The sequence below is a fragment of the Enterobacter cloacae complex sp. 277I4 genome, assembly GCF_050031465.1.
GTDB classification, from domain to species: Bacteria; Pseudomonadota; Gammaproteobacteria; order Enterobacterales; family Enterobacteriaceae; genus Enterobacter; species Enterobacter cloacae.
Map to the genome: position 1 here is coordinate 4,224,421 of NZ_JBLGWC010000001.1, position 18,269 is coordinate 4,242,689.

Annotated in this window: 14 protein-coding genes; 8 read left to right on the forward strand and 6 right to left on the reverse strand. The window is 55.1% G+C overall.

Annotated elements, in window-relative coordinates; translation table 11 throughout:
* Positions 1-118: 118 nt before the first annotated feature.
* From ACQG19_RS20565 to ACQG19_RS20580, 4 genes are all read right to left on the reverse strand, one after another.
* Positions 119-610, reverse strand: coding sequence for a GNAT family N-acetyltransferase (locus ACQG19_RS20565; protein ID WP_029882967.1), 492 nt, complete (start codon positions 608-610; stop codon positions 119-121).
* Positions 607-900 carry a DUF1778 domain-containing protein gene (locus tag ACQG19_RS20570; protein ID WP_029882966.1) on the reverse strand — a complete coding sequence of 98 codons (294 nt, stop codon included), beginning with the start codon at positions 898-900 and terminating at the stop codon, positions 607-609. Before ACQG19_RS20570 ends, ACQG19_RS20565 begins: the two co-directional genes overlap by 4 nt.
* A 247-nt stretch (positions 901-1,147) precedes the next feature.
* Positions 1,148-2,935 carry a hybrid sensor histidine kinase/response regulator gene (locus ACQG19_RS20575; protein WP_161657702.1) on the reverse strand — a complete coding sequence of 596 codons (1,788 nt, stop codon included), beginning with the start codon at positions 2,933-2,935 and terminating at the stop codon, positions 1,148-1,150.
* Positions 2,932-3,564: a response regulator transcription factor gene (locus tag ACQG19_RS20580; RefSeq protein WP_013098693.1), complete on the reverse strand. Its 633-nt coding sequence runs from the start codon at positions 3,562-3,564 to the stop codon at positions 2,932-2,934. The genes ACQG19_RS20575 and ACQG19_RS20580 overlap by 4 nt, the downstream gene beginning before the upstream one ends.
* Before the next feature lie 175 nt (positions 3,565-3,739).
* On the opposite strand from ACQG19_RS20580, the gene ACQG19_RS20585 reads away from it, so the two are divergent.
* On the forward strand, positions 3,740-4,054 hold the full coding sequence (locus tag ACQG19_RS20585; RefSeq protein ID WP_246932799.1) for a lipoprotein: 315 nt from the start codon (positions 3,740-3,742) through the stop codon (positions 4,052-4,054).
* Positions 4,055-4,170: 116 nt separating this feature from the next.
* On the forward strand, positions 4,171-7,203 hold the full coding sequence (locus ACQG19_RS20590) for an autotransporter outer membrane beta-barrel domain-containing protein (RefSeq protein ID WP_246932797.1): 3,033 nt from the start codon (positions 4,171-4,173) through the stop codon (positions 7,201-7,203).
* Between the two features lie 77 nt (positions 7,204-7,280).
* Here ACQG19_RS20590 and ACQG19_RS20595 read toward each other — a convergent pair whose 3' ends face one another.
* Positions 7,281-7,808: a LuxR C-terminal-related transcriptional regulator gene (locus ACQG19_RS20595; protein WP_013098695.1), complete on the reverse strand. Its 528-nt coding sequence runs from the start codon at positions 7,806-7,808 to the stop codon at positions 7,281-7,283.
* A 670-nt stretch (positions 7,809-8,478) separates the two neighbouring features.
* On the opposite strand from ACQG19_RS20595, the gene pgaA reads away from it, so the two are divergent.
* Genes pgaA through pgaD form a run of 4 tightly spaced genes read left to right on the forward strand, consistent with a single transcriptional unit; the run spans position 8,479 to position 14,612 of the window.
* A complete protein-coding gene (gene pgaA / locus ACQG19_RS20600) occupies positions 8,479-10,917 on the forward strand; it encodes a poly-beta-1,6 N-acetyl-D-glucosamine export porin PgaA (protein WP_246932795.1) in 2,439 nt (812 codons plus the stop codon).
* Between the two features lie 8 nt (positions 10,918-10,925).
* Positions 10,926-12,863, forward strand: a complete 1,938-nt coding sequence (pgaB, locus tag ACQG19_RS20605; protein WP_222168908.1) for a poly-beta-1,6-N-acetyl-D-glucosamine N-deacetylase PgaB — start codon at positions 10,926-10,928, stop codon at positions 12,861-12,863.
* Positions 12,856-14,187, forward strand: a complete 1,332-nt coding sequence (gene pgaC / locus ACQG19_RS20610; protein WP_045293736.1) for a poly-beta-1,6-N-acetyl-D-glucosamine synthase — start codon at positions 12,856-12,858, stop codon at positions 14,185-14,187. Before pgaB ends, pgaC begins: the two co-directional genes overlap by 8 nt.
* Positions 14,184-14,612, forward strand: coding sequence for a poly-beta-1,6-N-acetyl-D-glucosamine biosynthesis protein PgaD (gene pgaD / locus ACQG19_RS20615; protein ID WP_038420574.1), 429 nt, complete (start codon positions 14,184-14,186; stop codon positions 14,610-14,612). The genes pgaC and pgaD overlap by 4 nt, the downstream gene beginning before the upstream one ends.
* Positions 14,613-14,659: 47 nt before the next feature.
* On the opposite strand, the gene gss is transcribed toward pgaD, so the two are convergent.
* Positions 14,660-16,522 (reverse strand): bifunctional glutathionylspermidine amidase/synthase, encoded by a 1,863-nt coding sequence (gene gss / locus ACQG19_RS20620; RefSeq protein WP_222168907.1) that lies wholly within the window; start codon positions 16,520-16,522, stop codon positions 14,660-14,662.
* 183 nt (positions 16,523-16,705) lie between these two features.
* Between gss and yghU the strand changes: the two genes are divergently transcribed.
* Positions 16,706-17,575 (forward strand): glutathione-dependent disulfide-bond oxidoreductase, encoded by an 870-nt coding sequence (gene yghU, locus ACQG19_RS20625; RefSeq protein ID WP_013098701.1) that lies wholly within the window; start codon positions 16,706-16,708, stop codon positions 17,573-17,575.
* A gap of 160 nt (positions 17,576-17,735) precedes the next feature.
* Complete coding sequence (locus ACQG19_RS20630; protein ID WP_013098702.1) at positions 17,736-18,068, forward strand: glycine zipper domain-containing protein; 333 nt, start codon at positions 17,736-17,738, stop codon at positions 18,066-18,068.
* Positions 18,069-18,269 lie beyond the last annotated feature (201 nt).

The following is an 18,269-nucleotide window of genomic DNA, read 5'->3' on the forward strand; positions in this document are numbered from 1 at the left end:
CCGCGAGTTCCGTGAAGTCGGTTTCGTGATTGAAGGGAACGGTAAATAAAGGGCGAATCGAGGTTGGGATAGTAGCCATAGCGCTCTTTATTCAATACTAAAGAGTTCTGTATATCTGCTAAATACTCGCCATCAAATCCCCCAACGTCACCATCAATATCATCGGATCCATTGGCGATGGCTCAAACCCCACCCGCAGATAAAATTCCCGCGCTTCATCCGACAGCGCATGAACCAGCATTCCGCGAATGCCGATGGTCTCCGCCACCTGGATCACCCGCAGCCCAGCGTCGCGTACCAGTGCCCGACCAACGCCCTGCCCATGCAGAGACTGATCTACCGCCAGGCGTCCCAGCACAACAACCGGGATGGGATCGGGCATATTGCGACGAAAGCGACCGGGTGCGGTATTCGTCATGACCGCACTGGATGCCAGCGAGTAATAAGCCAGAACGTTAGAATCGTTGCCACAACAGACAAAGGTACGGGATGCACCACTGACCTGATTTTTCATCGCCCGCTGCTTCAGCCAGTTATCCATCGAATCCACACCACAGCAAAATGGAGTAAGAATATGACCGGCGTGAAGGGGTTCTGGGGCAGAGATCATTTTTCCCGCTCCCACGGCGCAGGGGTCTGCATAGTTTTACGCAGTGTGGCATTAGGTGCTGGAGCCTGATCCAGACGAGCCAGAAATTCCTGATAAGCCTCTGGATCGGCCATAATGATGCGTTGTTCGATCAGTGCCTCTTCCGCAGCAGCGCGGGCTGCTTCCAGCACAAAGTCAGTGCGGTTTTTCCCTCTCGCTTTCGCCGCCCGATCGATAAGATCTCGCTCGGCAGGCCTGATACGCAGGTTCAGGGTTTCGCGTTTCATCGCCATAGTGTTTGCAGCTGGCATGGTGTTGTCCTCCTGTGTTTCATTGGGTATTAAGTATACAACACGCGTAACGCAGATGTCATTACAACGATTCTAAAGGAATCGAACCGAAAGGATTTCTATTATTAATATTCACCTTTATGTTTTATAAAATGAAATAAGACTCACTCTCTGGGACTTCACAATAAATAACAAAAGAATTTTCGAAATAAATCAAATCGTTAAGTAATTTGGAACCCGCAAAAAATCAATACTTCTACACTCCCTTCTATCCACGACTCCCCGACCACTGTGTCAGCAACGCATGCAGTTTAGCCGGCTCCAGAGGCTTACGTAGCACCATGTACCCTTCCTGCTCCGCCTCCAGCAGAACCGGCGAATTAAATTCGCCGCTGACCATCGCGCCACTCATGTCCGGCAGACGTTCAAATAGCGCTTTCAGGATGTCGAAGCCGCTTTCGCCGGATCGCAGACGCTGGTCGCACAGCACGGCGAACGGCGTGAAGCCATCGTCGATGATAGCGAACGCTTCTTCAGCGGAGGCCGCACAGCGCACGTTGATTCCCCAGATGCTCATCAGGCTCTCCCAGGCAGACGTCACCAGCGGGTCGTCATCAACCACCAGACAGGAACCGTGCAGCGGCGCATAGCGTACCGGCGTGGCGATGTTGTCATAGGCGGGTGGCATCTCCGGCGCGATCTCTTCGCCAGCATATTGGGTAAAGCACATCCAGAAGCGTGAACCTTTACCTTCAAAGGATTGCATCCCGTACTTCACCTTCATCAGCTTGGCACAGCGGGCAACGACGGCCAGACCCAGCCCGTGTCCTGCACTGTCGATCTTCCAGGCCAGTTCGGGGCGATAGTAAGGTGAGAAGATTTTACCTTTCTCGTCATCGGCAATACCGACACCAGTGTCCCACACCTCCACCATACACCTGTCACCACGTGGTCGGATGGCGACCAGCACGCCGCCCTGTAGCGTGTAGCGGAGGGCATTTTGAATAAGGTTAATGAGCGATTGTCGCACCAGCAGCGGATCGCCCATCACGTAGATGCGGCGTTTAGGCCGCCAGGTGCGCAGCCTGAGTGCACGGCTGTTGGCCTCTTCGCGAAACAGCGTGATCACCGAGTCGAGCAGCGCGCCGATGTCCACTCTGGCAGGGGCAGTAAGCACATTCCCGGATTCAATCTTGCTGAGGTCAAGGAGGGAATTGAACATCAAATGCACCGAGCGGACGCTCTGCTGCAAATCAAGAAGCTGGGGCGTGAGGCTGTCGTCCCGGTTTCGGTGGATAATCGCTTCGATCAGAAACCCCATGGCGTGTACCGGTTGGCGCAGGTCGTGGCTGGCGGTCGTCAGGAACTGATTTTTATCCAGCAGCGCCTGCTCAGCTTCCTCTTTGGCCTGGCGAAACTGTTCTGCCAGGCGTGAGCTTTTTTCCTCAAGCAGCGCCTGCTGAATAAAGAACGCGTGCGATGTTAATGCATGGCGGTAAATGGCGAAGCCGTACAGCAGGTTCAACATCAGCACAATGAACATCAGATCGTCCAGCCGCCAGATAATGCCAAGATTCAGTACACCCCAGGAGGCGAAGAAAAAGCATGTAAAGGTGCTGATGACCGGCGTCAGATGCGTCGCATTGGCGGCAACGATGGCGGCAATACTGATATTGAGGAGCAGGAAAAAGTCAAAGTTCTGCGTCTGCGGCGTAATTAAATAGAGAGATGAAATCCCCAGCCCGTGAATAAAAGCGATCTTATTTATACGCGGCAGCCAGCGGCGCAGGACGTCTGCTTCATCATGCTCTTTCGCTTCGCGCTGGTAGCATCGGTGCAATATTCGGATCGCCACGGCACATAGCAGGTAAATAATTATCCAGGTAATGGTTGGGCCGAGTTCATCGCCCAGCAAATTAATCCAGATGGCGAAAGGAATACCGACGAAAGGGACAGCGCTGAAACTGAACACCAGCCGCAAAAAGGTATTATTTAGCAAACGGATCTGCGCGGGAGGAGAGATGCCAGCGTTCTGTAAGCTCTGTAAAAATCTCATTCCGACGGTTCCCGTTTGCCATGCAGAAGCGTGATGGCTTCGACCCGACTGTTAACGCCTATCTTTTTCAATATATTGCTGATGTGCTCTTTGACTGTAGGCTCAGAAATAGAAAGTTGCGCGGCAATTCTTTTATTTGGCAGGCCACGCATAATCATATTTAACACGTCTATTTGTCGCGGCGTTAAGTTAAATTTACTTAACTTCTCATTATTCGACTCAACGGAAAATTCGTTTCCCTCAGGAAACCAGGTGAGATTATCAGTGAGGGCAAAAACGGCCCGTGAAAACATTTCAGGTGGCTCGCTTTTCAATACGAAACCGTGCCCCCCGGCGGCGTGAACTTTCTGCCAGATATCGTTATTGTCATCCCCACTAACCACCAGGAGCCTTACCTGTGGGTAAAGTTGTTTTACTTCTTTGAGTAATTTCAACGCGGTACCGGACGAGAGCCAAAAATCGATTACCAGCAAACGTGGCGGGCCATTATCCCTAATTTGACGGTAGCAATCATCCTCATTCGTCACCACACTCGCCTGCTTAAATCGGCAATGTGTAATCAGAAAATTGGCGATACCGCTTGCTACCAATGGATGGTCATCAACGACCAACGCATAATTCTGCCCCAAAGGATCCTCCTTTTACCTTCGCATATTAGAGAGTACGGATGAATTATTATCTACCCACCCTACTTTAGGAGGGTTTTTTCGATTAGGAAAGGGAAATATATTATTCGCAGATTTGAGTAATAGAAAACATAAATACAATCAGCGAAATTAACTGATTGGATATAAAGGATAATTTATGAAAAAACCACTACTCTTTTTAACCGTTACGTTGATGCTAGCCGGTTGTTCCACGCTAAAAACCGATCAGGCCATTCCACTTCTGCAGGCGGAAACCGCTAAAATGCTGGGGCTGGGCTCATCGGATGAAATAACCGTAACCAATGTTAATGGCGCCCAACCGGATGCACTGGGAGGGCAAAAGCTGTCTTATCGCGCTACGACGGAAAAAGGGCGTATTTTCGATTGCTCATCGATGATGATGCCAGGGATTTTAGGATCCGCCCCGACGCTGAGCGCGCCAATCTGTACACCTGTGGTCACCCATAAATAATTAACTTCACATCAAAAGGCGTACACATATTACGCCTTTTACTTTTTCTGTCGTATCGCATTTTTCATATAAAACCGATTTTCCAGACATCACGCTAATGAGTACGGAGATACCCTGTGAATAACTCTACATCGCATTCTTTAGCGGTAAAGACGCCGCTTTCCAGGCTTTACCTCGCTCTATTTTCCGCGCCGCTGTTACTGCTTTCACCTGCCGATTTCGCGCGTGCAGCCGATGCCATTTTTGATGGCGACTCACGTATTACCGAAACGCTGGGTTACACCGGAGACGTTTACGTTGGACGCAATCAACGCGGAAACCTGCTGATCGATAATGGCAAAATCACCGCCTATAACATCAATATCGGTCGGCTGTTCGACGGCCAAATTTATGAAAGCGTGGTCACAGTCCGTGGGCCAAACGCTGAGCTTAACGCGGTGAACGATCAGTACGTCCTGCGCGGCGACCTGAATCTTGGCCTCGGCACCCTGCGAGTCGAAGAGGGCGCGCTGGCGAGCGCGAAAGAGATCGTTGTCGGCACCACCCGCGGCTACGACAGCCACCTTATCGCCACGGGCGCCGGATCTCGCGTAACCAGTAATTTCCTTAGCGTAGGTACCGATCTGGGCGCACGCTCCACGCTGGCGATTGAGGACGGCGCCGCGCTCAATACCACCTACGATGCGCGCATCGGCAATGGTACCGGGCCAGATGAAACCGACACACTGAGCCCGAAAGCCACCGTCACGGGGAGCGGCTCACAGTGGAATGTTGGCCGTACGCTGACGCTTAATGGCGACCTGGACGTGCTGAACGGCGGAGCGGTTAACGTTGGCGGCGTGCAGGTGGCGGGCGTCTCCGGGGCCGGAAAAACCGCCGAGCTGGTTATTGCGGGCAAAGACTCGCGCTTTACCAGCGACAGCAGCGTTAGCGTGGGCGATTATGGCAATGGCGTGCTGTCGGTTATTGACGGTGGTTCATTTTCCGCAGGCAGCAATGCGCTGATTGTAGGGACATCGGGCTCCGGTTCGAACCGGGGGGCGCTCATCATCGGCAGCCGCGGCAACATGGACACCGGCACGGGTATAACTGAGCCAACGCTTGGTACGGCAGGCGGCGCGGGTACCCTCGATGCGAAGACGGCAATCAGCCTGCGTGGCGGGCTATTCGGCAGTTATGTCTATTTCAACCATACCGACGAAAATTACATCTTCAGCAACAAGATGAGCGGCGAAGGTGAGGTGATAAATACCTCCGGGCAGACAACGCTGAACGGCGATCTTTCAGCGCTTCAGGCGAACGTGACCGCGCGCGGTGGCAAAGTCATTATTGCCAGCAACATCAACACCCAGCCAGAAGACGATATTTTTGAGATTCAGACCCTTAGCGCCGAGAACGGCGGTACGCTGATCCTCAACGCAACGGCGGGATCCGACGTTAACAACGGACAAGGTTACAGTAGCGCCGCGTCAATCAAGGCCGGTGGCACGCTGGGGGGGAACGGCACGTTGGGCCAGACTGAGATCCTGTCCGGCGGGCATATCTCACCAGGGGATGGCGATATCGGCACGCTGACGCTGAAACGTTATCTGAATTTTATCGGCGAATCCTTCTATGACGTTGATATCGCGGGAGATGGCCGCAGTGACCAACTGCTGGTATCGGGCAAAACCACCATCAGCAATCAGGCTAAGGTACAGGTCACCGCGCTGGATCCGCAAACCAGCTACAAAACGGGCCAAAGCTATCGCATTTTAACCTCGAACGGGGGTATTGACGGCCAGTTCGCCGGAGCGATTTCCAAATCCGCCTTCCTGGACGTGGCGCTTAAGCAGAGCACCGACGCCGTCGATCTGACCATCGCGCAGAAAGAGACCGGCGGCGAGAATCCTGGAGGTGAAAACCCGGGCGGTGAAAACCCGGGTGGTGAGAACCCGGGAGGAGAAAACCCCGGCGGTGAAAACCCGGGTGGTGAAAACCCGGGTGGTGAGAACCCGGGAGGAGAAAACCCCGGCAGCGGCAAGCCAGGGATTTTCCAGACCGTGGCAAAGAGTAGCAACCAGTGGAATACCGCCGGCGCGCTCTCCACGCTCACGCAAAGCGGCACGTCGCTGGCGCTGTATAACTCGCTACTGGTGCTGAGCGCACCGGAAGCGCGCGAGGCGTTTAACCAGCTGTCCGGAGAAGTTTATCCGTCAATGCAATCCAACCTGATAGCCGGCAGCACGCAGGTGTTTAACGTGTTAAACCAGCGTATGCAGCGCGCGTTTGATAACGACAGCCTGCCGATACCACCGTTAGCGATGTCGCTGGTGCAGCAGCCGGAGCCGCAAAACAATGGCGTCTGGGGCCAGACCTTCAGCTCCTGGAGCCGAAACAGCGGCGACGGTAACGTGGGCAAGCTGGACGGCAACACCACCGGTTTCCTGCTGGGGGCAGATCGTAAGCTGGCGGATCATAACGTACGTGTCGGTGGTTACTTCGGCTACAGCCGCGGTGATTACGACGTCGACAGCCGTCGTTCCTCAACAGATACCGACAACTATCACCTCGGCCTGTATGCAGCGGGTCAACAGGATGCGTTCTCCCTTCGCGGCGCACTGGGTTACACCTGGCACAAGATCGAAGGCGAGCGCAATGTTGATTTCAGCGGCTTCTCGGATCGGCTGAAGTCTGATTACGACGCCAACTCGCTGCTGGCGTTCACCGAAGCGGGCTACCGTTTCGGCCAGCCAGAGATGAATGTCGAGCCCTTTGTTAACCTCTCCTGGATTCGACTGCATACCGACAGTTTCAGGGAAGACGGCGGTGCCGCCGCGCTGAGCGTTCACAATGAAACCATGAACACCTTCTATTCCACGCTCGGGGTGCGTGGTGTGACCGGATTGCCGAAGAACGTTAACCTCTACGGTTCGTTGGGCTGGCAGCACGCCTATGGCGATAAGAATACCTCTTCGCGCATGGCATTTGCGGGCAGCGACGCGTTCATTACCCAGGGTCAGGCCGTGGATGAGGACGTGATGGTGGGTGATATCGGCGTGAGCGTACAACTGTCGCGTGCTGCGACGCTGGATGTGGGCTATCAGGGGCAATATGGTGCCGATACCCGCGTCAACTCGGTTAACGCTAATCTGCGCTGGTCGTTCTGATTGATATCAACGCTAAAGTGCCGGGTTGCGCTACGTCGACCCGGCCTTCGTGGCGGTTTTTTTGGCCTATGACCCAATCAGGGATCGTTCCCATCTCCATCCAGCAGTTTGTTTTTAAAGATAAACAAACACGCCTCGTTAAAATTCTCCGCCCCCAGTCGTTCAGAGAGCGCCGTTCGCGTCCGGTAGAGGCTTTTAATCGAGGTGTTCAGTTCGTCCGCCACCTCTTCCATCGACATGCCCGCCCTGAGCAACCGCAGCATAATCGCTTCATGGGTACTCAACCGTAAGTTAAGCAGCCATTTGGTCGTCAGGCGCCTGCCTTTCATATTCAGCACCAGATTAAACAACGACGCCATGTCAGCCACCGGAAGCGCAGTATTCATAAACATCCTCATGCTGAGCTGATTCTCCTCCCGGTGCCGCATATCGAGCATGACGCAGCCGATTGTTTTTCTCGTTCTGGCCGGATGGCGTATCAGATAATCATACAGACGGAGCGGTGAACGGCTGTCAATCAGCACAGAATATTCATCTGCACTGTTATCAAATATCTTTCTGTCAATCGAGTCCAGCAGGATAATATCCGGAAAAAATATCCTCATTCCTCTGACGAGGTAGCGATCCTGTGTCACTAACACTATTGAAGTTGCCACTAACCATCCCTTTTAGATTAAAGCAAGAACGACCCTTCAGAAAGAAGACGCCTTCGTTTTATAGCGCTTTTACATGAACGATAAATGTATTCTGGCTTTGATCATCCCTCGACACGCACATTGATTTGTAAGACTTCCCATAGACTATCACTCAATGTCTGCTATTAATTATAAGTAAAAAACAATCGCAGAAAAGTCACCTCTCAAGATATTAAGAATTTTTGTCACGAAACTTCCCAAACATGCACCAGAAAGTACTTTAATTTATGCACCAAAGCCGCATTAAAAATATAAACAAAAACGTCACAATAAAAATAAATACATTATATATCAACGCATTACAAATATAGACTCCGTTAAAAATAATCATAAAAATCACCCGGATACAGAATTATCTCAAAACAACAACCCGGCTTTTCAACATATTTATCCGTCAACATATCAGGTGTACATTACCTTTCACCGGTCCATAACGATAAGGATCCATAATTACCTTTAAGTAAGTACCTCATAACGTAACTGCATTCACATTTTACGCTCTCATTTATGGCCTTTAACGCTACGTATAAAGGCGGCCGTGTTGCGCAATGGATTTATGATAAACAAATGGCAAATAGATATGGAAAGATCACTTCGCTTCAATACTTTATTCTTTTACCGCGTTCCAAAATTATTGTGTCTGCTATTACTGTTTCCCATTCTGGTTCAGGCTGCCGAATCCGTATATGAACAACAGATTCAGCAGGCGCGTAATGGTAATTACACTTCGTTTCTCCATTACCTGCAGCGTTATCAACAACAGCATGCTCTGACGCCAGAACAAGTGGCAGACTGGCTGCAGGTTGCCTCCTGGGCGGGACGCGATGATGAGGTTATTGAGGTGTGGTTGCGTTATCACGTTTATATGCCCCTGCCCGCCCGGGGAGTGGCCGCAGCCGCGCAATCCAGGAGAAATCAAAAGCAGTGGCAACCTGCGCTCGCGCTCTGGAAGCAGGCCTGTAGCCTTGCACCGGAGAACGACGACTACCGTATCGGGTATATCAAAACCCTGGCCGATGCCCGCATGGATCGGCTGGCCCTGCTGGAAGCGCAAAAACGGGTAACAGCCCACCCCAGCCAGATAAACCTTGAGACGCTCGCCTATGTGTACTTACGCCAGGGAAAAAGCTGGGATCGTCTATTAGCGGACACCCGCGCCCTGAAGAGCGCCCCCGAGAATCACGTACTGCTCAGCGCGCTCGTCGACGCCCTGAACGATAACCGGGTCAGTACGCCTGCCCTGCGGCTGTCACAGGGGATTTCTCTGCCGCCCGCACAACGGCGCCAGCTTGAACTTAACGCCGCAGCCGAACAGGTACGCCTTGCCGATGCGCCTGGGCGGACGGAAAAAGAGCGCCTGCGTCTCGCGCAAGCCGCACTGAATCGCTATGATGCCCTGCTTGCCCGCTGGCAACACGACCCGCAGGCGGCGGAAGATATCATTCGCGCCCGCGTCGACCGCCTTGGCGCGCTATATGCGCATGGTGATTACCCGCAGGCGATCGCTGAATATCGTGCGCTGACGTCAGCTCACCATCCGGTGCCGGGCTGGGCAATCGGCTGGGTGATCTCTGCGTATCTTCAGGAGCAAAACGCCGATGCAGCCCTGGCACTCCTGCAAAAGTATCCTGACTATGCGCGTAACCCACAGGATGAAGAACATCAGCTTTTCTATGCATATCTGGACACCGGACAGTATCAGGCCGCCCGTCACTATCTTGCGCAGATAACCCGCAACGTTCCCTGGGCTCGCTACGATTACGGCTCGCCAACCGCCCAGACCAACGATCAATGGCTTATCGGCCAGTCGCTCACGTTTCAGTATTTGCTGGCAACCCATGCCCTGCCGCAAGCAGAAGCCGTGGCGCACCGTCTGGCTGCCACGGCACCCGGCAACCAGGGCCTACAGATTGATTATGCCGCCCTGCTTCAGGCCCGTGGCCTGCCACGGGCGGCAGAGCAAAAGCTCAAAATGGCGGAGGTACTGGAGCCGTCAAATACAGAACTGGAGCAGCAGCAGGCTTACGTCGCGATGGATCTGCAGGAGTGGCGACAAATGGAACTCCTGACCGACGACGTGCTCGCCCGTGCGCCACGTGACCGCAGCGTCCAGCGCCTGGACAGGCTCAGAAATGTGCATCATATGTCTGAACTGCGTCTGAACGCAGGCAAGGGATTGCACTCCGACAACCCGGTCAGCGGGACACACGATCTGAACTGGGACGCCACGCTCTATGGCCCACCAGTCGCTGATAACTGGCGACTGTTTGGCGGCACCCGCTTTGCCGAGGGCAATTTTGACGAAGGCAAAGGCACCAGCCGCCATCTGGTCGGCGGCGTCGAATGGCGGTCACGGGATATCTGGCTTGAAGCGGAGCTCTCCGGCAACCGTTATCACGGCACCCACACGCCTGGCGCTCGCCTCTCCGGTCAGTACAGCCTGAACGATCGCTGGCAATCTGGCGGCAGCCTTGAACGTCTGTCACGCACCACGCCGTTGCGGGCGTTACGCAATGGGATCCGTGCAGACCGCGCAGAAGGCTGGATGCGCTGGTATCAGAACGAGCGTCGTGAGTACCAGCTCAGCGCCGCCATCAGCCATTTTTCCGACCATAACCGCCGACAGGAGTACACCCTCACCGGCAAGGAGCGGCTCTGGCAAACGCCGACCCTGACGCTGGATCTTGAACCGGGCATCTCCGCCAGCGCGAATAGCCAGCGGGATACGCTCTATTACAACCCCGAGCGTGATCTGTCCGCGACGGCTGCGTTGTCCGTCGATCATCAGCTGTACCGCTATTACGACACCCTCTGGAGCCAGCAACTGGTCGCCGGAGCCGGAGGATACTGGCAGAAAAATCAGTCTGCTGGCGCCATCACCCTGCTCGGCTACGGGCAACGCGTTCAATGGAACAACGTCGTGGATACCGGCGTGATGTTGAACTGGGATAAGCGCCCTTACGACGGCAAACGAGAAAGCAATCTCGCCGTCACTTTCGATGCGACTTTACGGTTTTAAGGATGAATATGTTGACCATTCGTTTTCCTGTGGGCCTGCTCATCATCGGCTGGTTATGCCTCAGCGCGAGCGTCTGCGCCCAGGCCATTTCGTTTATTTCGCCCAACGAGAGACCTCAGCCGGAAGCCAGTAAACCCTGGCCGAAGAATCACTTTTTCGTGCTGGCCTATCACGATGTGGAAGATGACGCCGCCGATCAGCGCTATCTCTCCGTGCGGACCAGCGCCTTAAACGAGCAGATAAGCTGGCTTGTGCATAACGGGTATAACGCCATCAGCGTGCAGGATATTCTGGATGCCCACGACGGTAAAAAAACGCTGCCGCCAAAGGCCTTTCTGCTCAGTTTTGATGACGGCTACAGCAGTTTTTATACCCGCGTCTGGCCGTTGATCCAGGCCTGGAATGTGCCGGCGCTGTGGGCCCCGGTAGGCAGTTGGGTGGATACGCCAGCACATCAAAACGTGAATTTTGGCGGTTTGATGACACCCCGGGACCGTTTCGCGACGTGGGACATGGTGCGCGAGTTAAGCCAGTCCCCGCTGATTGAGATCGGCTCGCATACCTGGGCTTCGCATTACGGTATACCGGCCAATCCACAGGGAAGCCGCGAACCGGCTATTGCCAGCCGCTTTTACGATAACGCGACAGGGCGTTACGAAACTGACCAGCAGTTCAGCCAGCGCATCGGCGATGACGTGCGGAAAGTCACCGAAAAAATCGCGCAGGTGACGGGCAAAGCGCCGCGTGCCTGGGTGTGGCCCTACGGTGCTGCCAACGGCACGTCGCTCGCCATTGCCAGACAGCAGGGTTATCAGTTGGCCTTTACCCTTGAGGACGGGCTGGCAGATGTGCGTCACCTCGACAACATCCCGCGCCTGTTAATCTCCGGGAATCCCTCGCTTAAAGCCTTTGCCAGCAGCATCGCGCAGATTCAGGAGACCGACCCTGTGCGCGTGATGCATGTCGATCTGGATTACGTTTATGACCCCGATCCGGCTCAGCAGACCAAAAACATCAATACGCTGGTCCAGCGGGTCTACGACATGAAAATCAGCCATGTTTTCCTGCAGGCATTTTCCGATCCCCTCGGCAACGGCACGATTAACGCGCTCTACTTCCCCAACCGTCGGCTGCCCGTGCGTGCCGATCTCTTTAACTTTGTCGCCTGGCAACTGCAAACCCGCGCGGGCGTAAAAGTCTACGCGTGGATGCCGGTTCTCTCGTTCGATCTCTCCCCTGCACTGCCGCGCGTGCAGCGTCGGGATCGGCAAACGGGCCAGGTACGCGCCGCCACCGAGCCCTATACCCGGCTTTCGCCGTGGGATCCGCAGGTTCGACAGCAGGTGACCGAAATCTATGAAGATCTGGCCCGCTATGCCAGCTTCAATGGGATCTTGTTCCATGACGATGCGGTGCTGACGGATCAGGATGATGCCGGGCAGCAGACAACGCGCCAGAAAAGCCAGACGCTAATCGGGTTTACCCACGCCCTGAGCCTGGCGGTGAAGCATATCCGCGGTCCGCAGATAAAAACCGCACGCAATATGTTCGCCCTGCCGATCCTCGACCCGGCGAGCGAGGCGTGGTTTGCGCAGAATCTTGATGACTTCCTGGCGGAGTATGACTGGACGGTGCCGATGGCCATGCCGCTGATGGAGTCCGTCCCGGCAGACGAGAGCAACGCCTGGCTAACGCGCCTGGTTAACACCGTTGCCACTCGCCCCGGCGCGCTGAATAAAACCATTTTTGAGCTGCAGGCCCGTGACTGGGCGCAGACACCGCAACGCGCCGTACCCGATAGTCGCCTGGCGGAGTGGATGCGCGTGCTCCAGCTTAACGGCAGCAAACATTACGGTTACTACCCCGACGATTTCATCCATAACCAACCTGATCTTTCCCGTATCAGGCCTGAATTCTCTTCGTACTGGTATCCTGACAATGACTGATCGCCTTATCGCTTTCTCAATTTTGTGCCTGGTATTTGGGTTGCCATTAGGCGTGGCCGCCCTCTTTACCGGCGAACTGATTCTGGATTTTGTCTTCTTCTGGCCCCTGTTCATGTCCGTATTCTGGATCACCGGGGGGCTCTATTTCTGGTTTCAGCTTGAACGACACTGGTCATGGAACAGAAAAACACCCGCCCCGACGTTAGAGGGCGATCCGTTAATTTCGATCCTCATTCCCTGTTTCAATGAGGAACGCAACGCCCGGGAGACGATCGGTGCCGCGCTGGCCCAGCGTTACCCGAATATCGAGGTCATCGCCATCAACGATGGCTCTTCCGATAACACCGCGCAGGTGCTGCAACAGCTGGCGCAGGAGCAGCCGCGTCTGCGCGTCATTCATCTGGCGGAAAATCAGGGGAAAGCCGTGGCGCTGAAAGCGGGCGCAGCGGCGGCCCGGGGAGACCTTCTGGTCTGTATTGATGGCGATGCCCTGCTCGATCGCGATACCGCCGCTTATCTGGTTGCCCCGCTGATCCACTACCCCCACGTGGGCGCCGTGACCGGGAACCCGCGTATTCGCACGCGCTCCACGTTGATTGGCCGCATTCAGGTGGGCGAATTCTCCTCCATCATAGGGCTCATCAAACGCACGCAGCGGATCTATGGCCGGGTCTTTACCGTCTCTGGCGTCATCGCGGCCTTTCGCCGTCAGGCGCTGGCGGACGTGGGATACTGGAGCCCGGATATGATCACCGAAGATATCGACATCAGCTGGAAGCTTCAGCTTCGCCACTGGGATATTTTTTTCGAGCCGCGCGCGCTGTGCTGGATCCTGATGCCGGAGACGCTAAAAGGGCTGTGGAAACAGCGCCTGCGCTGGGCTCAGGGCGGCGCGGAGGTGTTTCTGGTCAATCTACGCAAGATCCTGCGCTGGGAGCATCATCGCATGTGGCCGCTGTTTTTAGAGTACGCCCTGTCAACGCTGTGGGCGTTCGCGTATGCGGTGACGGTGCTGTTATTTATTATCAGCTCCCTCACGCCGCTCCCGGCAAACCTGACCGTCACGAGCCTGTTCCCGCCGGAATTCACCGGGCTCCTGCTGGGGGTGATGTGCCTGCTGCAGTTCCTCGTCAGTTTGTATATCGAGCGACGCTATGAACGTAACGTGGCGAGTTCGCTTTTCTGGATCATCTGGTTTCCGATGGTGTACTGGATGATCGGCCTGTTCACTACCCTCGTCGCCTTCCCAAAGGTCATGCTTAAACGCCAGCGCTCACGCGCGCGCTGGATCAGTCCGGACAGAGGTAAAGGGAGCATTCAATGAACGAAAACACGTTAATCCTGACTGAACATCGGCTGGTGCCCCGGCTGTTTGATGCAGCGTTAACCCTGCTGGCCTGGGGAGGATTTCTCTTTTTCCTCTATGCCAACCTGTGGATGCAGATAACCAACGAGAGCGACTACCGCTGGGGCGTGATTATTGCCTCCTTTAAGACGGTGCTGATCTATTTACTGATCGCCGCGCTAAACGGCTGGCTGCTGATCCTGTGGTATCAATATAATCGCCGCCGCGCGCATGCAAGACGACATCACCGCCCTGCAACGCTTAAGCACGACGAGCTGGCCCGCAGCTTTAACGTGACGCCGCAAATCATCTCAGAGATGAGCCAGTACAATTTGCTGACGGTCTATCATGACCAGATCGGTCGCATTATTGATTTGAAAATCAGTCAGCAGGACGAGGAATAAACCTCAGGCATCCGCAGGTTATCCCTGCGGATGCTGATTCTGCCCGGTTACTTATCCTTCACCACAATCAGCGGTTCAATATCGCTCTCTTTTTTCACCACCAGCGTTTCATCCCCACGCAGGCAGGTTCCGCCGTAATTCCCGCCCACGGTAAAGGTACAGACCTGAATATATTTGCCGTCCACCTTCGGCAAACACCACAGCTGCTGATAGATATTCTTGCGATCGACAAACTTGCCGCTGGATTTATCCAGCAGTTCATCCTGGGCGCTGATCAGATCGATATTACTGCCGCAACGGCCGGCAATGGGTTTGACGGCATAACCTGTCTGCTTCAGCAGCGCGTTAACCTCAAAATCGGTATCGAGCAGGTAGCGGTGGTTCGGGAACAGCTGCCACAGCACCGGCAGGATCGCCTTATTGCCAGGGATCACCGTCCACAGCGGTTCAAACACCAGCACTTCCGGGCGCAGCAGGACGTCAATCAGCCGCACCTCGCCTGCCGGGTGACCGGTGCGGATTGGCACGGCAGCGTATTCGGTTTCGCTGACCTCCCGAATCTGCTCGATTGCCGTCTCCCACGCCCAGGTTTTCCACACGCAGTTGACGTGGCGACCTTCGTCGTCGATTAACTGCCCGGCAGCATCCCAGCTCAGCGCGCCCAGACCGTGCAGAATTTTGGTGTCAAACCCGGCCTGCAGCAGCGAGCGCTGAATGAAGAGCGCGTGATAATCCTCTTCGACATCGTTGTCCTGCATGATGTGCACGAACGGACGCGCATGGCTGTGTTTCCACGCCCCGGTCAACTCCTCCAGCAAACCTTCTGCCGGGTTGTGCCCATTGCCGCGATAGCCGTTTTTGACCCACTCTTCCAGAATTAACCCGCCCTCGGTGTGGCAGGAGGCGGAATCAGCGTTGTACTCGTAAACCTTAATGCCGCGCTCATCCATACAGAAATCCATACGACCGGTGATCATATGGTGGCGACGCCACTGCCAGGAGAGACGCAGGCGCGGCCAGAGGATTTTGGGGATGTCAAAAAGCGCCAGTAAGTTGTCATCTTTCAGCACCTTGTCGGTGGCGTGCAGATACATAAGATGCAGTTCATTGGTCGCTTTAATCAGCTCCTGTTCCGCGCTTTCGGTAATCGTGAAATAGTGGCAGGGATCGTTATTAATAACGTGGCCGTTGGCGTGGATGTAGGCCTGCTGCAGGGCGTCATTTTCGTTGAGCCATTTTCCGTCGTATTGACGTTTATTCTTCAACCGCGCACCGCTGATTTTCAGCAGTTCGCCGTCAGGTTCGGGCTGGGGAATGCTGTGCTCCGTGTCGTCCGTCTGGATCATCCAGCCAAGGATTTCGGTATCGCTGAAGGTGTCATGAAGCGTGTAACAGCCGTTCTCAACGGTCATGCGCAGTTCGCGGGTCCACTGCTGTCCGAGCGGAAGCGGGGAGTGAATAACATTCTGCTCGGCAATACGGACCTTGCCATCCAAAAGCTGGGTGATTACCGCGACATGGCCGGTTTCATGGAACTCGCCGCCCTTTTGCCAGATAAGCAGCGCCCCGGCCTGCGGCGCGCGTTTCGAGCCGTTGGCAAAAGCCTGTAACGGCAGAATATTATCGTTCACCACCTGGCGCAAAAAACGCAGGGAGAAGATCTCCCACGCCATCCCGACGTCGGTAAACACAAAGCCATAGTTGAGGAACAGAAAACGGCGGGCAAACTCCACACACTGCCACTTGTGGCCCATGTATTCGTTGCCGATATAGCTGCGGAAATCCGCGTCTTGCGGGTACTTACGCGGGTCCAGACTGCCGTAATTTGAAGAGTAAATCGCCACGCCACCGGGCGCATAGCCTAACAACGTCCCGAATGGCGCATCACTGCTTAACTTTCCTTTACGCATGTATCCAACCTAAAACAGGCAGGCGGCAATTTTTTGAAGGGTTGTCGTCGTCTGCACGTTGTAATTAACCTGACAGAGGTAGGGTTATCATACACCTCCCCTGACCTTTGCGCTCAGTTCGTTAAACGGTCTATTCATCTCCTGCTACACTGCCTCAACACATCACAAAAAAGGCAGGCCAACATGTCAGACGAAAATACCTATCAGCCACCCAAAGTGTGGGAATGGAAAAAGAACGGCGGCGGGGCGTTCGCCAACATCAACCGTCCTGTTTCTGGTGCCACACATGAGAAAGATCTGCCCGTCGGTTCGCACCCGCTGCAGCTTTACTCCCTGGGCACGCCGAACGGCCAGAAAGTGACGATCATGCTCGAAGAGCTGCTTGCGCTGGGCGTAACGGGCGCGGAGTACGACGCGTGGCTGATCCGCATCGGTGAAGGCGATCAGTTCTCCAGTGGCTTTGTTGAGGTGAACCCGAACTCGAAAATACCGGCGCTTCGTGACCACTCCACCACCCCGCCAACGCGCGTATTTGAATCCGGCAACATTCTGCTCTATCTGGCAGAGAAGTTCGGGCATTTCCTGCCCAAAGATCCGGCTGGCCGCACGGAAACCCTGAACTGGCTGTTCTGGCTGCAGGGCGCGGCCCCGTTCCTCGGTGGCGGTTTCGGCCATTTCTACAACTATGCGCCGGTGAAGATCGAGTACGCGATTGACCGCTTCACGATGGAAGCCAAGCGCCTGTTCGACGTACTGGATAAACAGCTCGCCCGCGGCCGTTACGTGGCGGGTGAAGAATACACCATCGCCGATATGGCGGTCTGGCCGTGGTTTGGCTGCGTGGCGCTGGGCAGCGTCTACAACGCCGCCGAGTTCCTGGACGCAGAGAAGTACACCAACGTCCAGCGCTGGGCGAAAGACGTAGCGAACCGCCCTGCCGTGAAGCGCGGACGGATTGTGAATCGCACCAACGGTGAGCTTAACGAGCAACTCCACGAACGCCACGCGGCGAGCGACTTCGAGACCAAAACCGAAGATAAGCGTCAGGCGTGATGCACTGCCGGGCGGGTAACCGCCCGGCCAGGCAAATCCTTGTCCAGGGCATGATTAGCTTAAGGGTTGGGCCGGTATTACTGGCACTATGCGGACGTTTTTCTCCAGCCAGACGGCGAGAAGCAACGTTTCAACCGACAGCAGTCACAAAGGATTTGTTATGAAATCAATCAATACAGCGCTGGTGATCAGCATCCTTCTTTTTTCTACCTCAGGTATGGCGATGGATAAAACCGCCGCCGGTGCGGTAGCAGGCGCGGCGATTGGGGCGGCCACAGGTAAAGATCTGAAATCCACCGTAGGCGGCGCGGTCGTGGGTGCAGGCACGGGTGCGATGTTCAAAAACGGTGACAAAGGTAAAGCCGCGCGTAAAGGCGGTGCCGTAGGCGCTGTTGTTGGTGCAGGTGCCGCTGCCGTGACGGGCAACAGCGTGCTGAAAGGTGCAGCTGTCGGTGCGGGTTCAGGCGCGCTGATTGGTGAAGCGACGCACTGATAATTGCCGTGGTTCTGCTTTTCGAGCCGGTAGGTTGAGTTTAATGACAACCCCCCCGCTATCAACAACTGAACCGCTTGTTTTGCCGGGTGGCGATACGCTGACCCGGCCTACAATCGACAACAATATCAATAAATTGGCACTGTTCGTTGTAGGCCCGTGCAAGCGTAGCGCCGCCGGGCGAGGGGCACATCTCGCACG

Excerpts from the sequence above, each read along its gene's own strand:
- pgaB (WP_222168908.1), top strand. The coding sequence starts at position 10,926 with ATGTTGACCATTCGTTTTCCTGTGGGCCTGCTCATCATCGGCTGGTTA.
- ACQG19_RS20630 (WP_013098702.1), top strand. The coding sequence starts at position 17,736 with ATGAAATCAATCAATACAGCGCTGGTGATCAGCATCCTTCTTTTTTCT.
- gss (WP_222168907.1), bottom strand. The coding sequence starts at position 16,522 with ATGCGTAAAGGAAAGTTAAGCAGTGATGCGCCATTCGGGACGTTGTTA.
- ACQG19_RS20565 (WP_029882967.1), bottom strand. The coding sequence starts at position 610 with ATGATCTCTGCCCCAGAACCCCTTCACGCCGGTCATATTCTTACTCCA.
- pgaA (WP_246932795.1), top strand. The coding sequence starts at position 8,479 with ATGGAAAGATCACTTCGCTTCAATACTTTATTCTTTTACCGCGTTCCA.
- ACQG19_RS20570 (WP_029882966.1), bottom strand. The coding sequence starts at position 900 with ATGCCAGCTGCAAACACTATGGCGATGAAACGCGAAACCCTGAACCTG.
- ACQG19_RS20595 (WP_013098695.1), bottom strand. The coding sequence starts at position 7,808 with ATGAGGATATTTTTTCCGGATATTATCCTGCTGGACTCGATTGACAGA.
- pgaD (WP_038420574.1), top strand. The coding sequence starts at position 14,184 with ATGAACGAAAACACGTTAATCCTGACTGAACATCGGCTGGTGCCCCGG.
- ACQG19_RS20575 (WP_161657702.1), bottom strand. The coding sequence starts at position 2,935 with ATGAGATTTTTACAGAGCTTACAGAACGCTGGCATCTCTCCTCCCGCG.
- ACQG19_RS20585 (WP_246932799.1), top strand. The coding sequence starts at position 3,740 with ATGAAAAAACCACTACTCTTTTTAACCGTTACGTTGATGCTAGCCGGT.
- pgaC (WP_045293736.1), top strand. The coding sequence starts at position 12,856 with ATGACTGATCGCCTTATCGCTTTCTCAATTTTGTGCCTGGTATTTGGG.
- yghU (WP_013098701.1), top strand. The coding sequence starts at position 16,706 with ATGTCAGACGAAAATACCTATCAGCCACCCAAAGTGTGGGAATGGAAA.